The sequence below is a fragment of the Natrarchaeobius chitinivorans genome (assembly GCF_003841505.1).
Taxonomy (GTDB): Archaea; Halobacteriota; Halobacteria; order Halobacteriales; family Natrialbaceae; genus Natrarchaeobius; species Natrarchaeobius chitinivorans.
Map to the genome: position 1 here is coordinate 81,754 of NZ_REGA01000003.1, position 16,884 is coordinate 98,637.

Annotated in this window: 16 protein-coding genes; 6 read left to right on the forward strand and 10 right to left on the reverse strand. The window is 63.0% G+C overall.

Annotated features, from left to right (window positions below; all coding sequences use genetic code 11):
- Positions 1–116: 116 nt before the first annotated feature.
- Together EA473_RS04785 and EA473_RS04790 are read right to left on the reverse strand one after the other, a co-directional pair.
- Entirely contained in the window at positions 117–1,640 is a 1,524-nt protein-coding gene (locus EA473_RS04785) for a stage II sporulation protein M (RefSeq protein ID WP_124194527.1), read from the reverse strand.
- A gap of 529 nt (positions 1,641–2,169) precedes the next feature.
- Complete coding sequence (locus EA473_RS04790) at positions 2,170–2,526, reverse strand: hypothetical protein (protein WP_124194528.1); 357 nt, start codon at positions 2,524–2,526, stop codon at positions 2,170–2,172.
- A gap of 134 nt (positions 2,527–2,660) precedes the next feature.
- On the opposite strand from EA473_RS04790, the gene EA473_RS04795 reads away from it, so the two are divergent.
- Positions 2,661–3,776 (forward strand): tRNA (guanine(26)-N(2))-dimethyltransferase, encoded by a 1,116-nt coding sequence (locus EA473_RS04795; protein ID WP_124194529.1) that lies wholly within the window; start codon positions 2,661–2,663, stop codon positions 3,774–3,776.
- Between the two features lie 117 nt (positions 3,777–3,893).
- Complete coding sequence (locus EA473_RS04800; RefSeq protein ID WP_124194530.1) at positions 3,894–5,198, forward strand: YihY/virulence factor BrkB family protein; 1,305 nt, start codon at positions 3,894–3,896, stop codon at positions 5,196–5,198.
- Between the two features lie 147 nt (positions 5,199–5,345).
- Here EA473_RS04800 and EA473_RS04805 read toward each other — a convergent pair whose 3' ends face one another.
- The gene (locus EA473_RS04805) at positions 5,346–6,488 is read right to left on the reverse strand and encodes an MBL fold metallo-hydrolase (protein ID WP_124194531.1); all 1,143 of its coding nucleotides are present in this window, start codon (positions 6,486–6,488) and stop codon (positions 5,346–5,348) included.
- A gap of 480 nt (positions 6,489–6,968) precedes the next feature.
- Here EA473_RS04805 and EA473_RS04810 point away from each other — a divergent pair, with 480 nt between their 5' ends.
- Together EA473_RS04810 and EA473_RS04815 are read left to right on the forward strand one after the other, a co-directional pair.
- Positions 6,969–7,664: a helix-turn-helix domain-containing protein gene (locus tag EA473_RS04810; protein ID WP_124194532.1), complete on the forward strand. Its 696-nt coding sequence runs from the start codon at positions 6,969–6,971 to the stop codon at positions 7,662–7,664.
- A 59-nt stretch (positions 7,665–7,723) separates the two neighbouring features.
- On the forward strand, positions 7,724–8,500 hold the full coding sequence (locus tag EA473_RS04815) for an SIR2 family NAD-dependent protein deacylase (protein ID WP_124194533.1): 777 nt from the start codon (positions 7,724–7,726) through the stop codon (positions 8,498–8,500).
- A 232-nt stretch (positions 8,501–8,732) separates the two neighbouring features.
- Here the strand turns inward: EA473_RS04815 and EA473_RS04820 are convergent, their stop codons facing one another.
- Positions 8,733–9,392 carry a helix-turn-helix domain-containing protein gene (locus EA473_RS04820; RefSeq protein ID WP_124194534.1) on the reverse strand — a complete coding sequence of 220 codons (660 nt, stop codon included), beginning with the start codon at positions 9,390–9,392 and terminating at the stop codon, positions 8,733–8,735.
- An 81-nt stretch (positions 9,393–9,473) separates the two neighbouring features.
- A complete protein-coding gene (locus tag EA473_RS04825; RefSeq protein ID WP_124194535.1) occupies positions 9,474–10,175 on the reverse strand; it encodes a phosphoglycerol geranylgeranyltransferase in 702 nt (233 codons plus the stop codon).
- 368 nt (positions 10,176–10,543) lie between these two features.
- Here EA473_RS04825 and EA473_RS04830 point away from each other — a divergent pair, with 368 nt between their 5' ends.
- Complete coding sequence (locus tag EA473_RS04830) at positions 10,544–10,891, forward strand: hypothetical protein (RefSeq protein WP_124194536.1); 348 nt, start codon at positions 10,544–10,546, stop codon at positions 10,889–10,891.
- Between the two features lie 39 nt (positions 10,892–10,930).
- On the opposite strand, the gene EA473_RS04835 is transcribed toward EA473_RS04830, so the two are convergent.
- The 4 genes from EA473_RS04835 to EA473_RS04850 all read right to left on the reverse strand — a co-directional run bounded on the left by EA473_RS04835 (position 10,931) and on the right by EA473_RS04850 (position 15,142).
- Positions 10,931–11,665 (reverse strand): MBL fold metallo-hydrolase, encoded by a 735-nt coding sequence (locus tag EA473_RS04835; RefSeq protein ID WP_124194537.1) that lies wholly within the window; start codon positions 11,663–11,665, stop codon positions 10,931–10,933.
- 90 nt (positions 11,666–11,755) lie between these two features.
- Complete coding sequence (locus EA473_RS04840) at positions 11,756–12,307, reverse strand: phosphohydrolase (protein ID WP_124194538.1); 552 nt, start codon at positions 12,305–12,307, stop codon at positions 11,756–11,758.
- A 333-nt stretch (positions 12,308–12,640) separates the two neighbouring features.
- Positions 12,641–13,972 carry an FAD-binding oxidoreductase gene (locus EA473_RS04845; RefSeq protein WP_207890142.1) on the reverse strand — a complete coding sequence of 444 codons (1,332 nt, stop codon included), beginning with the start codon at positions 13,970–13,972 and terminating at the stop codon, positions 12,641–12,643.
- 345 nt (positions 13,973–14,317) lie between these two features.
- A complete protein-coding gene (locus tag EA473_RS04850; protein ID WP_124194540.1) occupies positions 14,318–15,142 on the reverse strand; it encodes a helix-turn-helix transcriptional regulator in 825 nt (274 codons plus the stop codon).
- Positions 15,143–15,904: 762 nt separating this feature from the next.
- On the opposite strand from EA473_RS04850, the gene EA473_RS04855 reads away from it, so the two are divergent.
- Entirely contained in the window at positions 15,905–16,483 is a 579-nt protein-coding gene (locus EA473_RS04855) for a twin-arginine translocation signal domain-containing protein (protein ID WP_124194541.1), read from the forward strand.
- Between the two features lie 84 nt (positions 16,484–16,567).
- Here EA473_RS04855 and EA473_RS22175 read toward each other — a convergent pair whose 3' ends face one another.
- Positions 16,568–16,708 (reverse strand): hypothetical protein, encoded by a 141-nt coding sequence (locus tag EA473_RS22175; protein ID WP_165875204.1) that lies wholly within the window; start codon positions 16,706–16,708, stop codon positions 16,568–16,570.
- Positions 16,709–16,884: the final 176 nt, after the last annotated feature.

Sequence of the window (16,884 nt, forward strand, 5' to 3'; positions counted from 1 at the left end):
GAAACTGGATCGACGACCAACTCCCCGGACTCGTTCGGAGTCCTGTCCCGACGTCCCCCCAGCGCACCCGCCATCCGGGTCGCGGATGCGCCGGAAACGACGTACAGTAACCCGTATCACAGGAACAGCCGGAAGTAGAACGGACTCACGAAGCCCTCGACGAAGCCGGCGACCGCGAGCAGGAGGGCGACGCCGACGAGCACCCAGAACGCGCGCTCGAGGGCGTCGGCGAACGTCGGTCGATCGATGCTCCCCCTAAACGCGCGCCAGCTGACGACGCCCAGCCAGATCCCGAGCGCGCTCGCGACGAAGATCGCGGGGATCTCGAAGACGCCGTGGGGGATCACGAACGCGAGAAGCTGTGTCGGGTCGACCTCGAATCGCGAGACCGCTCCCATGTAGACGCCGTTGAAAAGCAGGGAGGCGAGCGCCGGAATCGCGAGGGCGACGCCGCTGAACGCCGTCGTGATCGCGACCATCGTGTTGTTGCCGAACAGCTCGAGGGCGAACGCCGGCGGAATGATCCCCTCGAGACGGGCGTCGATCGAGGCGTCGATGTATTCGGCGTACGGGCCGGCGAGTTCCCAGCCGACCCAGAACGATCCGAGCGCGAGGGCGACGACGGCGGCGTGCGTTCCCGGCGTCTCACGCACGAACGCGACCATCTCGCGCCAGCCGCGGCCGATACCGGCCCGGATCTGCGCCCGGACTGACCGCTCGGGCGACGCTGGCGGGGTGAGTCGACCCCGGTACTGCGTGTAGAGTGCGGTCTTCAGCGCGTCGAGTACGGGGAGCACCACGATTATCGTGACGAGCGAAACGAGCGTAAAGATCTCGACGAGTACCAGAACGCCCGAGACGGTCGATATCGCGAGCAGCGTCCCGACGGACATGACGTAGTAGAACGCGGCACCGATCGGACGTGCGCGGACGAACCCAGCCGTCTTCGACAGCGAGGCGAAGACGCCGGCGTCGTCGACGACGACCGCGACCGGCGCGAACGCGAACAGCGCCCGGATGACCGCTAACACGGCGAGCAGGACCAGTCCCGCGAGAAACGCGACGAGAATCGCGAACAGCGGCGAGGCGGCCGCGACGACGATCGAACCGATCACCGCGAGGATTCCCACCGTGGCTATCGCGATCGTCCACAGCAGGAACTCGAGCAAGAAGAGGGCGAGAAACCGAAGGCCGTACCGTCGAACGCCCGCGATTCCCGCGACCACTCCTCGCTCGTCACGCACTCTGGCCGCACAGGTGGCGAGCTGTCCGGCGGCGACGACGGCGTACAGGACGAACAGAACGAGCAGGCTGATTACGACCGCCGCGAGAAAGAGGGCGATCGTCGGTAACGTGACGAACTGTTCGACGATCGGAACGAACTGTTCGGCCCACGCCTCGACCTCCGCGTCGCTCGCGTCGGGGTCCGGCGGCGTGGTCTCGATCCCGGCCAGCTGTTCGGGAAGCCCCTCGAGTCGGCCCGTCGCCTCGAGGTAGAGGTAGCCGACGAGGATGGCCGCGAACGGGATGACTCGGACGATAGCCGGGACGGCAGCCCCGAGGAGGTAAAACGGGAGGAAGTCCCCGGGCCGATTGCGAAAGATCGCGGTGACGGCGGAGACGGAATCTGAAAGCGCCATATCGGCCGTACGGAACACTGTCAGTTAAACGAACCTGTCCGTCGTTCGAACACGGCGCTCGACACGGCATTTGCTCGCTTCGCGGCCCGTAGGGCCGCCGCCGAACGGCACTCGCCTCCGTCCGACGTCGCACCGCCGACGCGGAGGTCCCGTCGCTCGAGTCTCCCCCGGCCGTCACCAACTGCTTCGAGTGCGAGGGCCACCGCGTCGTGATTTTATCCGGGCCGCTCGAGGCGGTGGGGTGACGGTTCGTCCCTCGAGAGAGTGACAGAGACCGATCCGCCGAGGGTCGTTTCTCCCGCCTTCGGTGAACAACACGGCACGTAGGTATGCGTATCGGGGAGAAATCCTATCAAACACGAGTACGGTTCGAGTGACGTGACAAAGAGACAGCGCGAGCGTGACACAGACTGCTACGGATTGCTGTCCGTCATTTCTGGTAGGCCCGCAGATCGGTCGCGGTCCTACCGGTAATCAGTACACGAGACCGTGTGAGCGGACCGCCGGTTCTCGAGGCGATACATTCGTCTCACAACAGTTCGCGGACGTCCGAGTACCACATGTCGTGGTAATCGACGTGGCCGACGCGGCGGGCGATCGCCACCGCGAGCGCGTGCCAGCACAGATCCGTCGGATCTTCGGGGTCGAGGTTGTACTCGCTGTCCTTGCACGTACAACCGCCGTCCTCGACGATGTACTCGTCGTCGTAGCCGACGACGATGGTGAAATCCCGGTAGGCTTTCACGCGGTTTTCGCCGACGGCTTCGATGGCACGAACCCCGCGGTCGCCGTGGAGCAGCGAGATGCGCTCGACGATCTCGGGCGTCAACTCGCCGGCCTCCTCGAGGTCGGCCTGCCAGCGTTCGACGGGATTCGTCTCCGACACGTCGGATCATCCGTACCGAACTGTAAAATCCGTTTGGTTGTCGGGTTCGGTCCGTCGGCACTCGAAACCGGGGTCGATCTCCGGCGAGCGCTCGAGACCACACCGTTTTTCGCCCGCTGTCGCCGAGAAGGGATATGCGCGTCACCGAGGGCGGGATCGAACTCGAGGTCCCCGGCGAACAGACGGAGGGGATCGAGGAGTCGGTGTTTTACAATCCGCGACAGGAACTGAACCGGGATCTGACGATCGCGACGCTGCGAGCCTACCGCGAGCGCGAGGAGCGCGCCGAGACGTACCTCGACGCGATGACCGCAAGCGGCATCCGGGGCGTCCGCGCCGCGGCCGACGGCTGGGACGTGACCTGCTGTGACGTCGAGGCGGATGCGATCGATCTCGCCCGGAAGAATCTCGAGCGAAACGGCCTCGAGGCGACGGTCGAACACCGAAACGTCAACGCGCTCATGCACGACTCGACGTTCGACGTGATCGATCTCGATCCGTACGGGACGCCGATGCCCTTTGCCGACGCCGCGTTCGCGAACTGCAGGGATCTGGTTTGCGTGACCGCGACCGACACCGCACCGCTGTGTGGCGCACACTTCAACAGCGGCGTTCGCTCGTACTCGGCGGTTCCGCGAAACACCGACTACCACGCCGAGATGGGCGTTCGAATCCTTCTCTCCGCGCTCGCCCGCAGTGGCGGTCGCTTCGACGTCGGCGTCGAACCGCTTTTGACTCACGCGACCAGCCACTACGTCCGGACGTACCTCGAACTCGAGCACAAAGCGACGTCGGCCGACGCGGCGATCGGCGAACTGGGCTATCTCTCTCACTGCGAGGACTGTCTCTACCGGGAGACGAGTCAGGGACTGATCGCGGATCCGCTCGAGACGTGTCCGCACTGCGAGGGCGAGCGCGTGCTTGCGGCGGGTCCGATCTGGCTCGGCCCCGTTCGAGACCGGGCGTTCGTCGCCGCGGTTCGCGAGGAAGTACCCGATTCGTTCGAAACCGCGGAGACGGCCCGCGAACTCTGTCGGACCCTCGAGGCGGAACTCGACGAGCCGACTCACTACGACCAGCACAAGCTCTGTCGAAACTGGGGGCTGCCCGCGAACGCGATGGAGGACTTTCTCGAGGATCTGCGAGCCGCGGGCTTTTCTGCCTCTCGTGCTCACTACGGCGGCACGACGTTTAAGACGAACGCGAGCGTCGACGAGATTCGCGAGGCGACCGAAGACGGTCTCGTGTGAGACGGGAGACAGGAACGCCCGTCGGACAAGAAATCCCGCTCGAGGACGGAGGCTCCGCCTCGAAACTGCTGATAAACGGTCCCTCCCTATTTGATCGCAGCTCACGTATGGTTTCCCGTGGTCGAGTACAGCGACGGACTCGAGTTCGCCCGGCGACTCCTTGGAGTCGTCCAGACCCGACAGCTGACGCTACTCGCGGCCGGTGTCGCCTTCTATGGCTTCATCTCGCTGGTTCCCCTGATGTTGCTCGCACTCGGCATCGCCGCCTCGATCGGCGGCGAGGCGCTCGCGAATCAACTCACTGCGGCGGCGAGTGACGTTCTCACGCCCTCGGCACAGGAATTGCTCGCCGAGACCGTCCTCGACGATACCAGCCGACAGGGCGCGACCATCGTCGGCGCTCTCGGGCTTCTCTGGGGCTCGAGTCGGGTTCTTCGCGGTCTCGACCGGGCGTTTTCGCAGGTATACGGGACCGAAGCATCGAAGTCGCTTCTCGATACGTTCTGGGACGCGACCATCGTCTTCTTGGTCATCTCGCTGGGTCTCGCGCTGGTCGCCGCACTCGAGGTGATCATCCGGTTTCTTCCGATCATCGAACTCGGTCTGCTCGGGCCGGTTCTCATCTTGCTCGGACTGGTCGTGACGTTTCTGCCGCTGTACGTCGTCTTTCCCGACGCGGACGTCACCGTCAGGGAAGCGATTCCGGGGACGGTCGTCGCTGCGATCGGCTGGCTTGTCTTGAGTCGAGCGTTCTCGCTGTACGCGGAGTTCGCCACCGGGTACGCCCTCTACGGGGCGCTTGGGGCTGTCTTCCTCGTACTCATCTGGCTGTACGTCGGCGCGATCATCCTCGTCTTCGGCGCGGTGCTCAACGCAGTCCTCGCCGACCGTGAACTGGATCGGCAGCTACAAAGTCCCGGACCCCGACAGGTCGACTCAGAAGCGATGACCGACGACGACACGGGTGCCGACGAGGGGGGCACGCAGGACCGTTCGGATCCGGACGAGCAGCCGCCGGGCCCGCGCTCGAGCGGTCGAACGCGGGACCGATCGGACGACCCCGAGGCGCTTCGAGAGGAAATCGAGCGGCTCCGGGATCGCGTCGACTCGTTCGAGGAGAACGTCGAATCCCGGACCGTCGAGCGGGACTCCCTCGAGGGAGACCTCAAACGCTACGTTCGCCGCCGGATCCGGCGGGGCCACGCCCGCGACTGGGGACCGTACATCGTCTTGCTGTACGGAACCGCCCTCGCCATCGCGGCCTTTTACTACCTCGAGGGGATCTGGGCGATCCTTGCGATGTTCGTCGTCTGGACGTCGACGCTCGGCGTCTACGTCCTGATGGTCCTGTTCGGTGCCGGGTTCGCGTTGCTCGACGTTCCCGGCCGAATTCGGGACGCCATCGGTGAGCGTCGGTCCTGACGTTCCCGACACCGAACACCGGCGCCGGTGACCCCCTCGGGTGTGTTCGTACGGTCTCTCGTACCGATATATCGCTGTCTCGTACCGATATATCGCTGGGACCACGACCGATCTGCGTTCCTACAGAATGACGTACGATAGTCCGTATCAGGCCGAACAGTTGTTCGGTCCCAACTCGAGTTCGACCCTGTCCTCGGGCGCGATCTCGAGCGCGCCGCGATTACGCTCGATGATCTCCTCGTAGTTCGCCGGCTTCTCGCCGGCGTCGGCCATCCGATCGACGAACGCCTCTCGCTCGAGGTCGAGCAGGTCGATCCGGGTCCGGGCGTCTCTGACCGTGGTCGCGATTTCCTCGCCGGGCGCGCCGTGGGCGAACTCGCCGTCGGCGGTGACGGTGACGTGACCTGGAAGCACGACGATCCCCTCGGGTTCCGCGAGGAGCGTTCGGTGGAGCGTCTCGTAGAGCAGTTTCGCGCCGCGCTCGCCCTCGTCTTGGCTAAACTCGAGTTCCGTCCGTCCCGTCGAGTCGACGTGTAACGTATCGGCCGTCAACAGCGCCGAGCCGTCGACGAGCAGGGAGATCATCTCGCTCGTGTGCCCGGGCGTGTAGAGGGCCTTCAGTTCCCGGTCTCCGACCTCGAGGACCTCGTTTCGCTCGAGGGGCGTGTACTCGAACTCGACGCCGCGTTCCGTCGCACGCTCGCCGAGATAGTACGGCACCCCGAGACTGTCCGCCAGTTCGCGGCCGCCGGAGACGTGGTCTGCGTGGACGTGCGTGTCGATTACCCCGACGATCGAGAGATCTGCCTCGGCGGCGGCGATCTCGAACTCCTCGACGTCGGCGGTTGGGTCGACGACGACCGCCTCGCCGGTCTCCCCGCAGCCGACGACGTAGCTCAGACAGCCTTTCGCGCGTCGCTGGATCTGGATCGCGACCAGATCGCTTTCGACGTCGAGTTCGACGTGATCGTAGACGCCACTCCAGCCTTTCATGCCGTCGCCGACGGCCTGAACGTCGTAGGCGTCGGTCGCCGACTCGAGTTGCGTCGCGAGGTTGCCAGACGAGATCCCCTTCGCACAGATCGTGATCACGCGGTCGACGTCCCCGACGGTCTCTTCGAACTCCTCGAGGCGGCCGTCGAGTTCCTCCTCGGGTCCGAACGGGAAGTGAATCGCACCGGAGACGTGCCACGATTCGAAACTGTCCGCCGGACGAGTGTCGACGAGGGCGAATTCGGCGTCCTCGTCCTGGAGTTGTGCCAGTCGGTCCGCAGAGAGCGTGGTTACCATATCCCCCGGTACGGTTGCGAGCGACTAATACTGCCGGCTGTAACTGTGTCAAGACTCTCGCCACACCGGAGCGGCGAGAATCTTGAATGACTTACAGCCGGTAGTATAAGGTATAGTAACAACTGGAACTATTCACACACTGATCGCACAGCTCACGGGTCACTGCGTTCCCCGTTCGCATCGTCGCGGTTCTCGCTCACTCCGTTCGCTCCGAACCGCGTACGCTCCGAACCGCGTACACCTCGTGCGATCAGGTGTGCAGTGACTTCCAGTGGCTACTATATACTGACGGCCGTCCCCATCGACGACGTCTGCGCTCGCCGGATAATCGGGGAGGCCGTATGCGAATCGCTCTTCGACACTCCCGTACTTGTATTTCCACGTGGAAACGAGACGCATGACTTCGGTTGACTGCGAGGTGACGGATCGCAGTATCGGGCGACTACCGATCAGGCGGCTCGGAGCCGTCGGAGGGACGGTATGAGAGACGCGACGGTCACGTTGACGTGGGCAGACGGCCGGATTAACTCGGTCGACGACTCGTTCGCACGCAGCGACGAGGTGTCGATCGAGGCGATCCGTCACCTGAACCCGGCCGGCGACCGGCGCTGTGCCGAATTGCTCGAGTTTCGGGGGGACCTCGACACTGCGCGCCGACTGCTCGCAGACTCGCCCGACGCCCTCGAGTACGACGTGGCCGGGGAGAACGGGCGCGGACTCGCGTACGTCCAGTGTCTGATCGACGGCTCCGCGACCGACCTCCTCGCGATCTTGCGGGACTACGAGATCGTCGTCGACTGGCCGATAACGTACGTCGACCGCGACGCCGGCAACCGCGGCCTCGAGATTCGCGTACTCGGGAGCGATCGAGCGATTCAGCGGGCCGCCGCGAGCCTCCCTGCTGGGATCGAGTTCGATCTGCGACGTCTCAGCGGGTTCGAGTTCGGAACCGATCGCGCACCTGTGCTGACCGATCGGCAGCGACAGATCTTCGAACTCGCCCACGACGAGGGGTACTACGCCGTGCCGCGTGAAACGACCCACCGCGAACTCGCCGACCGTCTCGGAATCTCGCCGGGGACCGTGGGCGAACACCTCCAGCGGATCGAGGTGAAACTGGCTCGTAGGTATCGTCACACTTCCCCCGAGCGCCAACCGGCCGAGGTCAACCGGTGAGAGCTTCACACGGATTGCCGTCCCTTCGAACTTTTCCCGGCCGAGCCCGAACGGCGGATATGGACGATCTCGAGGAACTCGCAGCCGAACTCCGGGATGCGGAGACGGCAGTCGCGCTGACCGGTGCCGGCATCTCCGCACCGTCGGACGTTCCGACCTTCCGCGGCGACGACGGCGTGTGGGATCGGTTCGACGAGGGGCAGTTCACGTACGGACGCTTTCAGCGCGATCCCTCGGGATTCTGGGCCGACCGGCTCGAACTGCAGCGCGAGCTGTTCGGCGGGAATCCGGAGCCAAACACCGCTCACGAAGCGCTGGCCGCACTGGGGAAAGACGGGACGCTCGAGGCGGTACTCACCCAGAACACGGACGGCCTTCATGCAGACGCCGCGGACGCGATCACCGACGGGTCCGAAGCGGAGTCGGCGACGATCCTCGAGCTCCACGGAAACGCGAGACGGGTACGGTGTGTCGACTGCGGGAACCGCCGGGCTTCGGGGCCGATTTTCGAGCGGGCAGCGGAGGGGGAGTTACCACCGCTTTGTGAGTGTGGCGGCCACTACAAACCCGACGTCGTTCTCTTCGGCGAACAGCTTCCGGGGGCCGTCATCCAGCGCGCGCGGTCGTTCGCTCGCGAGGCCGACGTCTTTCTCGCGATCGGCTCCTCGCTCGTCGTCGAACCCGCCGCCTCGCTCCCGAAACTGGCCGCGGAGAACGGTGGGATCGTCGGGATCGTCAACCTCGAGTCGACCCCCCGGGACGGCATCGCGGACGTCGTCCGTCGCGACGACGTCGCCGAGGTCCTGCCGCGACTCCGCGATCTGATCGTGGCGTAAGTCACCGGTGGATCAAACACGTTCTCGAGAGTGCCAGCGACATGGGCGGGTTGGGCTCGATTTCCTCGAGTTCGAACGGTCTGTGGTGAGTCCGTACCGGCCGATCGCAGAGGGGTGCGCGATCGACCGTAATCAGTCATCGCACACCGTCTCGTACGGTTTCCTGTCCATCAGTTCCGGCACACCCACGGCCCGGGGGCGGGTGCGCCGGTCATCGGTACAGCAATCCGTATTAGTAGTTGCTGTAGCGGACGTACCTGTCGATCAGTCGGGATTGTCCACGCCGGAGCCGTTCACTGACGGCCTGACTCGAGATGCCGAGCGAGTCGGCGATAGTGGCGAGGTTCGCCTCCCGTGGGACATCGAAAAAGCCGTGTTCGTGAGCGAGAACCAGCGCTTCCCGCTGTGACTTCGTCAGCGTCTTTATATCGGACGCACGTCGGGCCGCTTCGCCCGTCGAGAGGCGGTGGAGTTCGAACTCGACGTTTTCGGCCTCGAGAAACGTGTGATATTCGGTGAACGCGTCCCGGTCGGGAAACCGCATCTCGGCTTTCCAGCGCCCCTTCGTTCCGAGACAGTGGAGCAACTCCCCGCCGGCCGACACCCACCGGCGATAGGCTGAGATCACGCCCGAATCGCTTCGACGGATTCGGTACAGAACTCGATCCGGGCTGTGAACGACCCGTTCAAACGTATCGACGGTCTCGTCGTCGGCGATGGTTCGCTCGAGATGATCCTGGTCCCCATAGGTTGCCCAGCAGAAGACGATGGGGTGGTCCGGATCGAGCGCGTACTGTCGCTCGAGTTCGAGGGTGAGCGACGGCAGCGCCTCGAGCGTCGGCCCGAGAACGAGCGACGGGGAGGCCGCCTCGAACTCTGCGAGTACAGTCATGTCACCTGATGAGTTGTGAAGACGCAAAACCGTTTAGGCCAGAACGGATTCTTCATCCCTCGAGGACTGTAAGGAAAAACCCTACGCGTCAGAAGCTGCCCGAACCGTTTCGCGAACTGCCTCGACGCCGTCGTCGTGGGCGAGGTTACCGACGACGATCACGTCGGCGTACTGGGCCATCGAATACGCCGAGTCGTAGTCGTGAATGCCGCCGCCGTAGAACAGCGTCGATTCGTCGGTCGCTTCGGCCGCTGCGGCGACGACCTCCTCGTCTCCGAACGTTCCGGAGTACTCGACGTAGACGATTTCCTGGCCGAACATGCGCTCGGCGACGGTCGCGTACGCGGCGACATCGTCGGCATCCAGGTCGCAGTCGGCTTCTGTGTACGTCGCGACGTCGGCGTCGGGGTTCATCACGATGTAGGCCTCCGTCGCCGTCCGATCCCAGTCGAATCCGTCGTCGATTCGTACCCACTCCTTGTGTGCGCCGGTAATCCAGAACGGAGAGCCGGCGTTGAAGACGGTTGGGACGAGATACCCCTCGAGCGCCTCGTTGTCGATGACGACGTCGGGACTCGAGGGCTCCTGGTAGAGCGGGACGTCGTGTTCGGCACAGGCCTCGACGACGGCTTCCATGTTCTGTTCGGTGATGCCCATCGTGCCGCCGACCTCGATCGCGTCGGTGCCGGTCGCACAGAGATCGCCGTAGGTGGTTCCCTCGGGGAGATCCTTGTCCGGATCGATCTTGAGAATGTGATTCCAGTCGTCCCAGGGGGCGGTCATACCCTCCGTTTCCCGACGACCGTCAAAAGCGCTACGAAACGGCCGACAGCACCGGTTCGATGCGATCGGTGTACTGCGCTGTCGAGACGGGGTGTCGTGTTCGGTGGGATTTTCGACGAACTGAACGCAAGCGTACAGGTCGTCGCGTCGAACGCCGTAGCCTCCTGATACGGATTGCTGTACCGATGTACCGGCACGCCCGCCGCCCGGGTCGCGGGTGTGCCGGTAATGGCTTACAGTAAACCGTATGAGGCGGCTTGTCAGCATCCCTTCATCCCAAAGCACGATGATCGATATCGTGCAAGTATATATCTCTCTAGAAAAATTATCTAGCTGACTGGTCGAGATGAAAATTGGGAGGACAGATAATGAGTGATGGCTACATCGTCCTGTTGTTCAGCGCAGTGATGCTATTCGCGTCGATACTGAAAGGGCCCGACTATGTTCTCCTCACGAGCGACGAGATCGACCGGGCTCCCATCCTCTCGAGGGTGCTATTCGGCTGCTGGATAGCTATCGGATTTGGGGGTGTCGCAATGCTCGTCGGTTACGTCGCAGTAGGGGCGACTCCGCTGACCGCCGCCTTCGCGGGACATCTCGCTGTGCCGATCTGTATCGTTCTCGATATAGTCAGAGACCGCAAGATCGGTATCGAGAACGGGTGGAGCCCGACGGCCCGGTGGCTGGCTGACAACGTCCTCGCGAAGCGCTGGTAGCCGTCTCCGATTTTCGACACTACTCGGCCGTTACCGTCGCTATTCGACCGTTATGGTCGTGAGATCCTCGGCGAAGCGGACGTCACCGTCGTAGTGGCTGGCGATGGACTCGAGCATTTCCCCGTGACGTCCCTCCGTATGCGGATAGAGGTGGGTCAGATAGACCCGGCCGATGTCCGTCCCCTCGAGTGCCTTTCCCAGTCGTTCGGGCGTCGGGTGGTTCGAGACGTCGACGTCGTCGGGAAACGAACAGTCGTGGGCGAGGATCGCCGACTCGTCGGCGAAGTTCGCCAGGCCAGTAAAGGCCTCGCTGTCGCCGCTGAACGTAAACCGGTCGTCGAAGCGGTAGGCGAGACAGGGCAGTGAGTGGCGCGTCTCGTAGGCCGAGACGTCGAAGCCGGCGACGGCAAACTCGCCGGGGTGGACCTCGCGCACCCGCAACTCGAGTTTCTCCTGCATGTACTCGTGGACCGACAGGAGTCCGTCGACCAGCCCCTTGGTCCCTTGCGGGCCGACGACCTCGAGGTGTTCCTCGCCTGCGAGCCAACGGGCTTTCATCAGCGGAAGCAGGTCGGCGACGTGGTCTAAGTGGTGGTGGGTAAGCAAGACGGTAGAGACGTTCTCGTAGCCGACGCCCGATTGTTGGAGACGGTGGAGAACTCCGGAACCGCAATCGATCAAAAGCGTTCGGCCGTCTTCCTGGACGAGAATTCCCGTCTGGAAACGCTCGCCGGTCGGCATTGCGCTGCCGGTTCCGAGAAAGGTGACGCGCATGCGTCAGGGTGTGCCCGGTTCGACCAAAAGGATTGTGCCGACCCTTCCGGTCGAGCGGAGAGCGAACCCGCTGCTCGAGTTCGGCGCGCACTACTCGACTTCCGAGCGCAGTCGATCCGCGCGCTCGAGAAACTGCTGGCGGACCTCGGTCGGCGCACACGGCGTTAGCTCGTACTCGAGTGACGGCTGCTCGGTCGGTCGATAGCCGTTCAGTAGCTCCGTCGCCTCGTACCGAAAGAGGCGGTCGTCGGCGTCCATCACCGCGGCCCACTCGTCTTCGGTCGGTTCGGGGACGTCGAGGCGTTGCCACGTCGCCTCGAGGATGCGCTCTTCGATCGCGTCGAACTCGTCGATCCGGCGTTTGACCGGGCGGGGGAGGTCGGTGATGTACGCCTCGGCGGCGTCGTGGAGCAGGCCGTACAGTTGCACGACTGAGTCGTGTTCGCGGGCGAGTTCGTAACTGACGAACAGCGAGTGACTGGCAACCGAATAGAAGAACTCGCTTTGCCCCGAGAACCGACAGGTCTGGGAGAGCCCGTGTGCGACGTCCTCGAGGCGGATCCGATCCGGGGCCGGCGCCAGGGGATCGATTCGAATCCCCGAGTAGGTGTTGATCGTACTCGAGGGCGACTCGGTCGTCATACCCTCTCCTGGAAACGCGAGCGCTAAATCGATTCTGGTCCGTGGAGTTCCGTGTGGATCCGCGTTGGGGACCGCCGTCAGTTCTGGAGCGCCGTCGTGGCAGGTCAGTGGACGACGTCGCATCCGGGTTGTGGGATCTATCGGCGATCGGTGTGTAAACCGTTTCAGTTGCTAGGAAAGTACCGTTTCGACCGTCGACTGACGAGCGAAATCGGATTACACCACAGTATTTCACTCATCGGTTCAGGCGTGGATCGTCACTATTGGCCGGTCAGCACGGTGCAACGGCCTCCGATTGTGCCGATGCGATTCCGCCCTGACACACAGATCCAGTCACGCCGACCGGATATTTCGATTCACGCTGAAGACGTTCTCTGGATCGTATTTCTCCTTGACGTGGACGATCCGGTCGTAGTTGTCGCCGTAGGTCGATTGGATGCGGTCGTCACCTTCGTCGGCGGTCTGGAAGTTGATGTAGCTGCCTCCTGTCGTGAAGGGGCTGAATCGCTTCCACGCATCCTTGACCCACGTTCGATACTGGTCGCAGTTGGAGTCGTCCGGATCCCACATCCCTGCCACTATGTAGACGTACCGTGCATCGCGGTTGCCGACCGCTCCATCGTCATCCGCGTACTCGTTCAGGGCACCACCGATGTGCGCGAAAGCGACCTGCCCACCGGGAATCGGGTTCTCTTTGGCTAGTTCCTGGGTCGTCGAGAGAAGACCGTCCCGTATCTCGGAGACGAACTCGGTCTTCCAGTAGTAGTGATTCCCCTTCGGCTGCGTCGCGTCGAGGTACGACTGAAGCCGAGTGTACGGCTGTTCCTGGAGTTCGTCTACAATGGGATCACCGAGTGCGCGGATCGGAGCCAATTTCTCATCGACATCGTCACGGTCGCCAGCGTAGCAGACGGCCATAGCACAAATCCGCCTTCCGTGCCATTTCTCGGGTACGAACGGGGCCGGCGGAGCCCGCCGCATGATGAGAAATATCGTCACTTCCCTGGGTGCGTTGGCGGTGATCTCCCGATACGCTTCGAGGATCTCGCTGGCTCGCTCGAACGGCCAGGCGATGAGCCCGCCGTACACGGTCGGTCCAACCTGGTGTAACTGAAAGGTAAACGACGTGACTACGCCGAAGTTGTGTCCGGCACCGCGAATCGCCCAAAAGAGATCCGCGTTTTCTTCCCGACTCGCTTTGCGAACCTGGCCGTCGGCGGTGACGACTTCGACCTCGAGCAGGTTATCGACCGTCCAGCCGAACCGGCGAGTCAGGTAGCCAAAACCTCCGCCAAGGGTCAAGCCGGCTAACCCGGTCTCGGAGACGAATCCCAGCGGGGTCCCAAGACCGTGAAGCTGGGATTCCCGGTCGAGGTCACCGACGAGGCACCCACCCTGTGCGGTGGCGGTCTGCTCGTCAGGATCGATCGTAACACCTCGAAGTTGGGACATGTCGATGGTCAGCCCGCCGTCGGCCAGCGCCGTACCAGCAATGTTGTGGCCGCCCCCCTTTACCGAGAGCAGGAGATCGTGCTCGCGGACGAAGGTCACGGTAGCCACGACGTCAGCCGTCCCAGTCGGCTGGACGACCAGCGCCGGCGTTTTCTCGATCATGCCGTTCCAGGTTCGTGTTGATTCCGCAAATCCCGGGTCGGTCGAAGTCATGAGCGGGCCACGCAGTTGCTCGCTGAATGACTCAACCGTCTCCGCAGGGAGTCGGGACGCAGTTCCGTCGGTGGTAGTGATGGTAGTTTGGCTCATTCGTGTACTCCACTGGCCCTGTCGCACCTCCAATCGCGATTTTTTCTATCAACGGGACGCAAGATGGCGCTCCGAAGTTGTCCTCGAGATGGACGGATTCGATTCGTCGACGTGCGGCCATCGCGGTGAGAGTCGTTCTGTCCTCCCACCGTCCGATACGCTCGAGACGGTCTTGATGATGTTCAGTGCAATATTTCATCCCGTGAAACGGACCGCTTTATGCGGGAGGGATGAACCGGATCGAGCCGTTCACGCAACGACGTGTTCCGGGAACAGGTCGGCTTTCTCGGTCGCCGATATCGGCCGCGACTCGGCCCTGTGGCGGTCGTAGACGGACGTGGCCCACTCGCGGGCCTCGAGAGCGTCCGTATCGATGACGGCCTCGAGCATCCCGGTGCTAGCATCGTGACAGCAGATTCCGATGCGGTCGTCGAAGATTCCGAGTCCACACCGGTCGGCGTCCGGGAGGTCGTCGTGCAACAGGATGGTGCAGTTCTCACACGCCGCGGCGGTGGCGACCCGTTCCGGGTCCCAGTCGATGGTCGCCTGCAGAATCTCTGGCGAGTAGATGTACTCGTACTCCATTCCGTCCACGACGCATCGGCAGACGGTTTCGTTGTTGACCGATTTGAAGACGGTGGTGCCGAACCCGCACATTGCACTGGTCTCCTCGACCAGGTGACTGACGCGCTCGACCGGTTCGTAGGGGTAGCCCGGACCGGGGTACGAGACCACCGCGTCGGCGAACAGGTCGATGCTGAACCCGGCCATCTCGCGCGGGAGCCACCGCCAGACGTCGCGGAGCCTGCGCTCGATTTCCATCGCCTCGTGGAGGCCCGTGAACCAGTCGGCGACGAACGCACCCAGCGGCGTCAGTTCGTAGATCGATCCCTCCCGAACGATCCAGCGTCGATCCTCGAAATCGCCGAGGATCCGCCCCATGGTCGCGGACGAGGCACCGGTCGTCCGACAGAGTTCGTGGCGTTCACGCTGTCCGTCTGACAGTGCCGTTAACACGCCCATCCGGTGTTCCGACCGCGCGAGGAATCCGATGTCTTCGAGTGCTGATCCCATGTGAATAGTACACACACAACGGTATTAGTTGTTCGCGCTATCGCCGGTATCGGTACGCGAGTGCCGTCGAACGATCTGCCGTGAGTCGTCGATCGATCTGTCGTTCACACTCGGTGAGCGGTTTCACGAGGTGCAATATTGCACTAGGTATCGTCACGTATCCTCCCCGCGTTTCGACTTTTGTGGGACACCATGACGACGATACCTCGTAATCGAGAACGACGCATTCGGCGTGGTACCCACAGGCGGAGCGATCGAACGATTCGGCCAGAGAGTGAGTGTACGACGCCTGCCGAGGGCCGTCACCCCACGAATAGCCGACCGTCACGTCCATCGATCTCGAAGAGGAGACTCCCGATTACAGCACGACCGCGACGAGTTCGGCCCATCGTCGTCCGGATTACTGTCGGTCACTTTCGGAGTGACCGCGACATCGCTCTCGGTCGCTCTAGTGCGGTCGCAAGCCTGCATTGTAGGGTTAAATCCGCCGTTTCAGGCCGATTCGTCCCTGCAGTCGACGCCTGCGAACGTACTATAGTAACAACTGAAACGATGTACACCCGATCGCCGATCCGTCTGGCAATCGCGTGTGCAATGACGTTCAGTGGCTACTATAGAAAACAGTTGCACCAAACCGTCTCGGTCGACGAGACGGTGGACGAATCGAGCGAATGACTCCGGAATGATCGAACGGAACCACGTGTTCGAGAAAGAAGCAACGAGCACTTCGCACACAGTTCGCAGAACGATCATAATAATGATATGAAAAACGAAATCAATCCATCTGGGCGAGTATCGAGACGGACCGTATTGAAAACGAGTGCGGTCGGGGCAGCCACCGTCGGTATGGCCGCGCCCGTGACCGGCGACGAGTCTACCGACGATGAAACGGCCACCACCGAGGAAGAGGAAAACGGCCCCGCAGTCGACGAACCCGACGGCTGGGAAATGGAGATGCTTGCTCCGCACGCACCCTTCCCCGACGAGTTAGCCGCGAGTTTTCGCCTCGAGTACGCCGACGACCACTCCGGCGACCCGATCACTGTCGAGTTCGATGACGCACCGACCTGCATCGTTGGCAAGGCGACGTGGGACGAAAACTCGACCACCGGCTGGCACCGACACCCGGGACTTGCCCTCGTGAATATGATCGAGGGGGAGATCGTCTACACGTGGGACGGTGATTGTGTCCCCCGTACGTACACGGCGGGCGACGCGTGGATCGACCATGGCCACGTCCACACAGCCGACAGCGAGGGCGGAGCAGTGGCCTACGTGATGATGGTGGGTGTTCCTGCGGGAGAGCCGGCGACCGAGTGGGTCGAACCCGTCGACTGCTGAGGACGCCGTCGGTCAGTCACTGGCCGGGACCACCCTTTATGACTATAGTAACAACTGGAACTATTTACACACCCATCGCACAGTTCACGGGTCACTGCGTTCCCCGCTCGCCATTCCGCGGTTCTCGCTCGTTCCACTCGCTCCGAACCGCGCACGCTCCGAACCGCGCTCCTCGCGGGTCACGTCGTTCCCCGCTCGCTGTTCCGCGGTTCTCGCTCGTTCCACTCGCTCCGAACCGCGTACACCTCGTGCGATCAGGTGTGCAGTGACTTCCAGTGGCTACTATAACTCCCCTCGATTCCGTGCAATTCCTGTCTCGAGGAGGTCCCGCCGTCGGATTCGTTCTCTGGAACCGACACTCGTGTTGTCGCTGTACGCAGACAGCATAGAATGGACCTCCT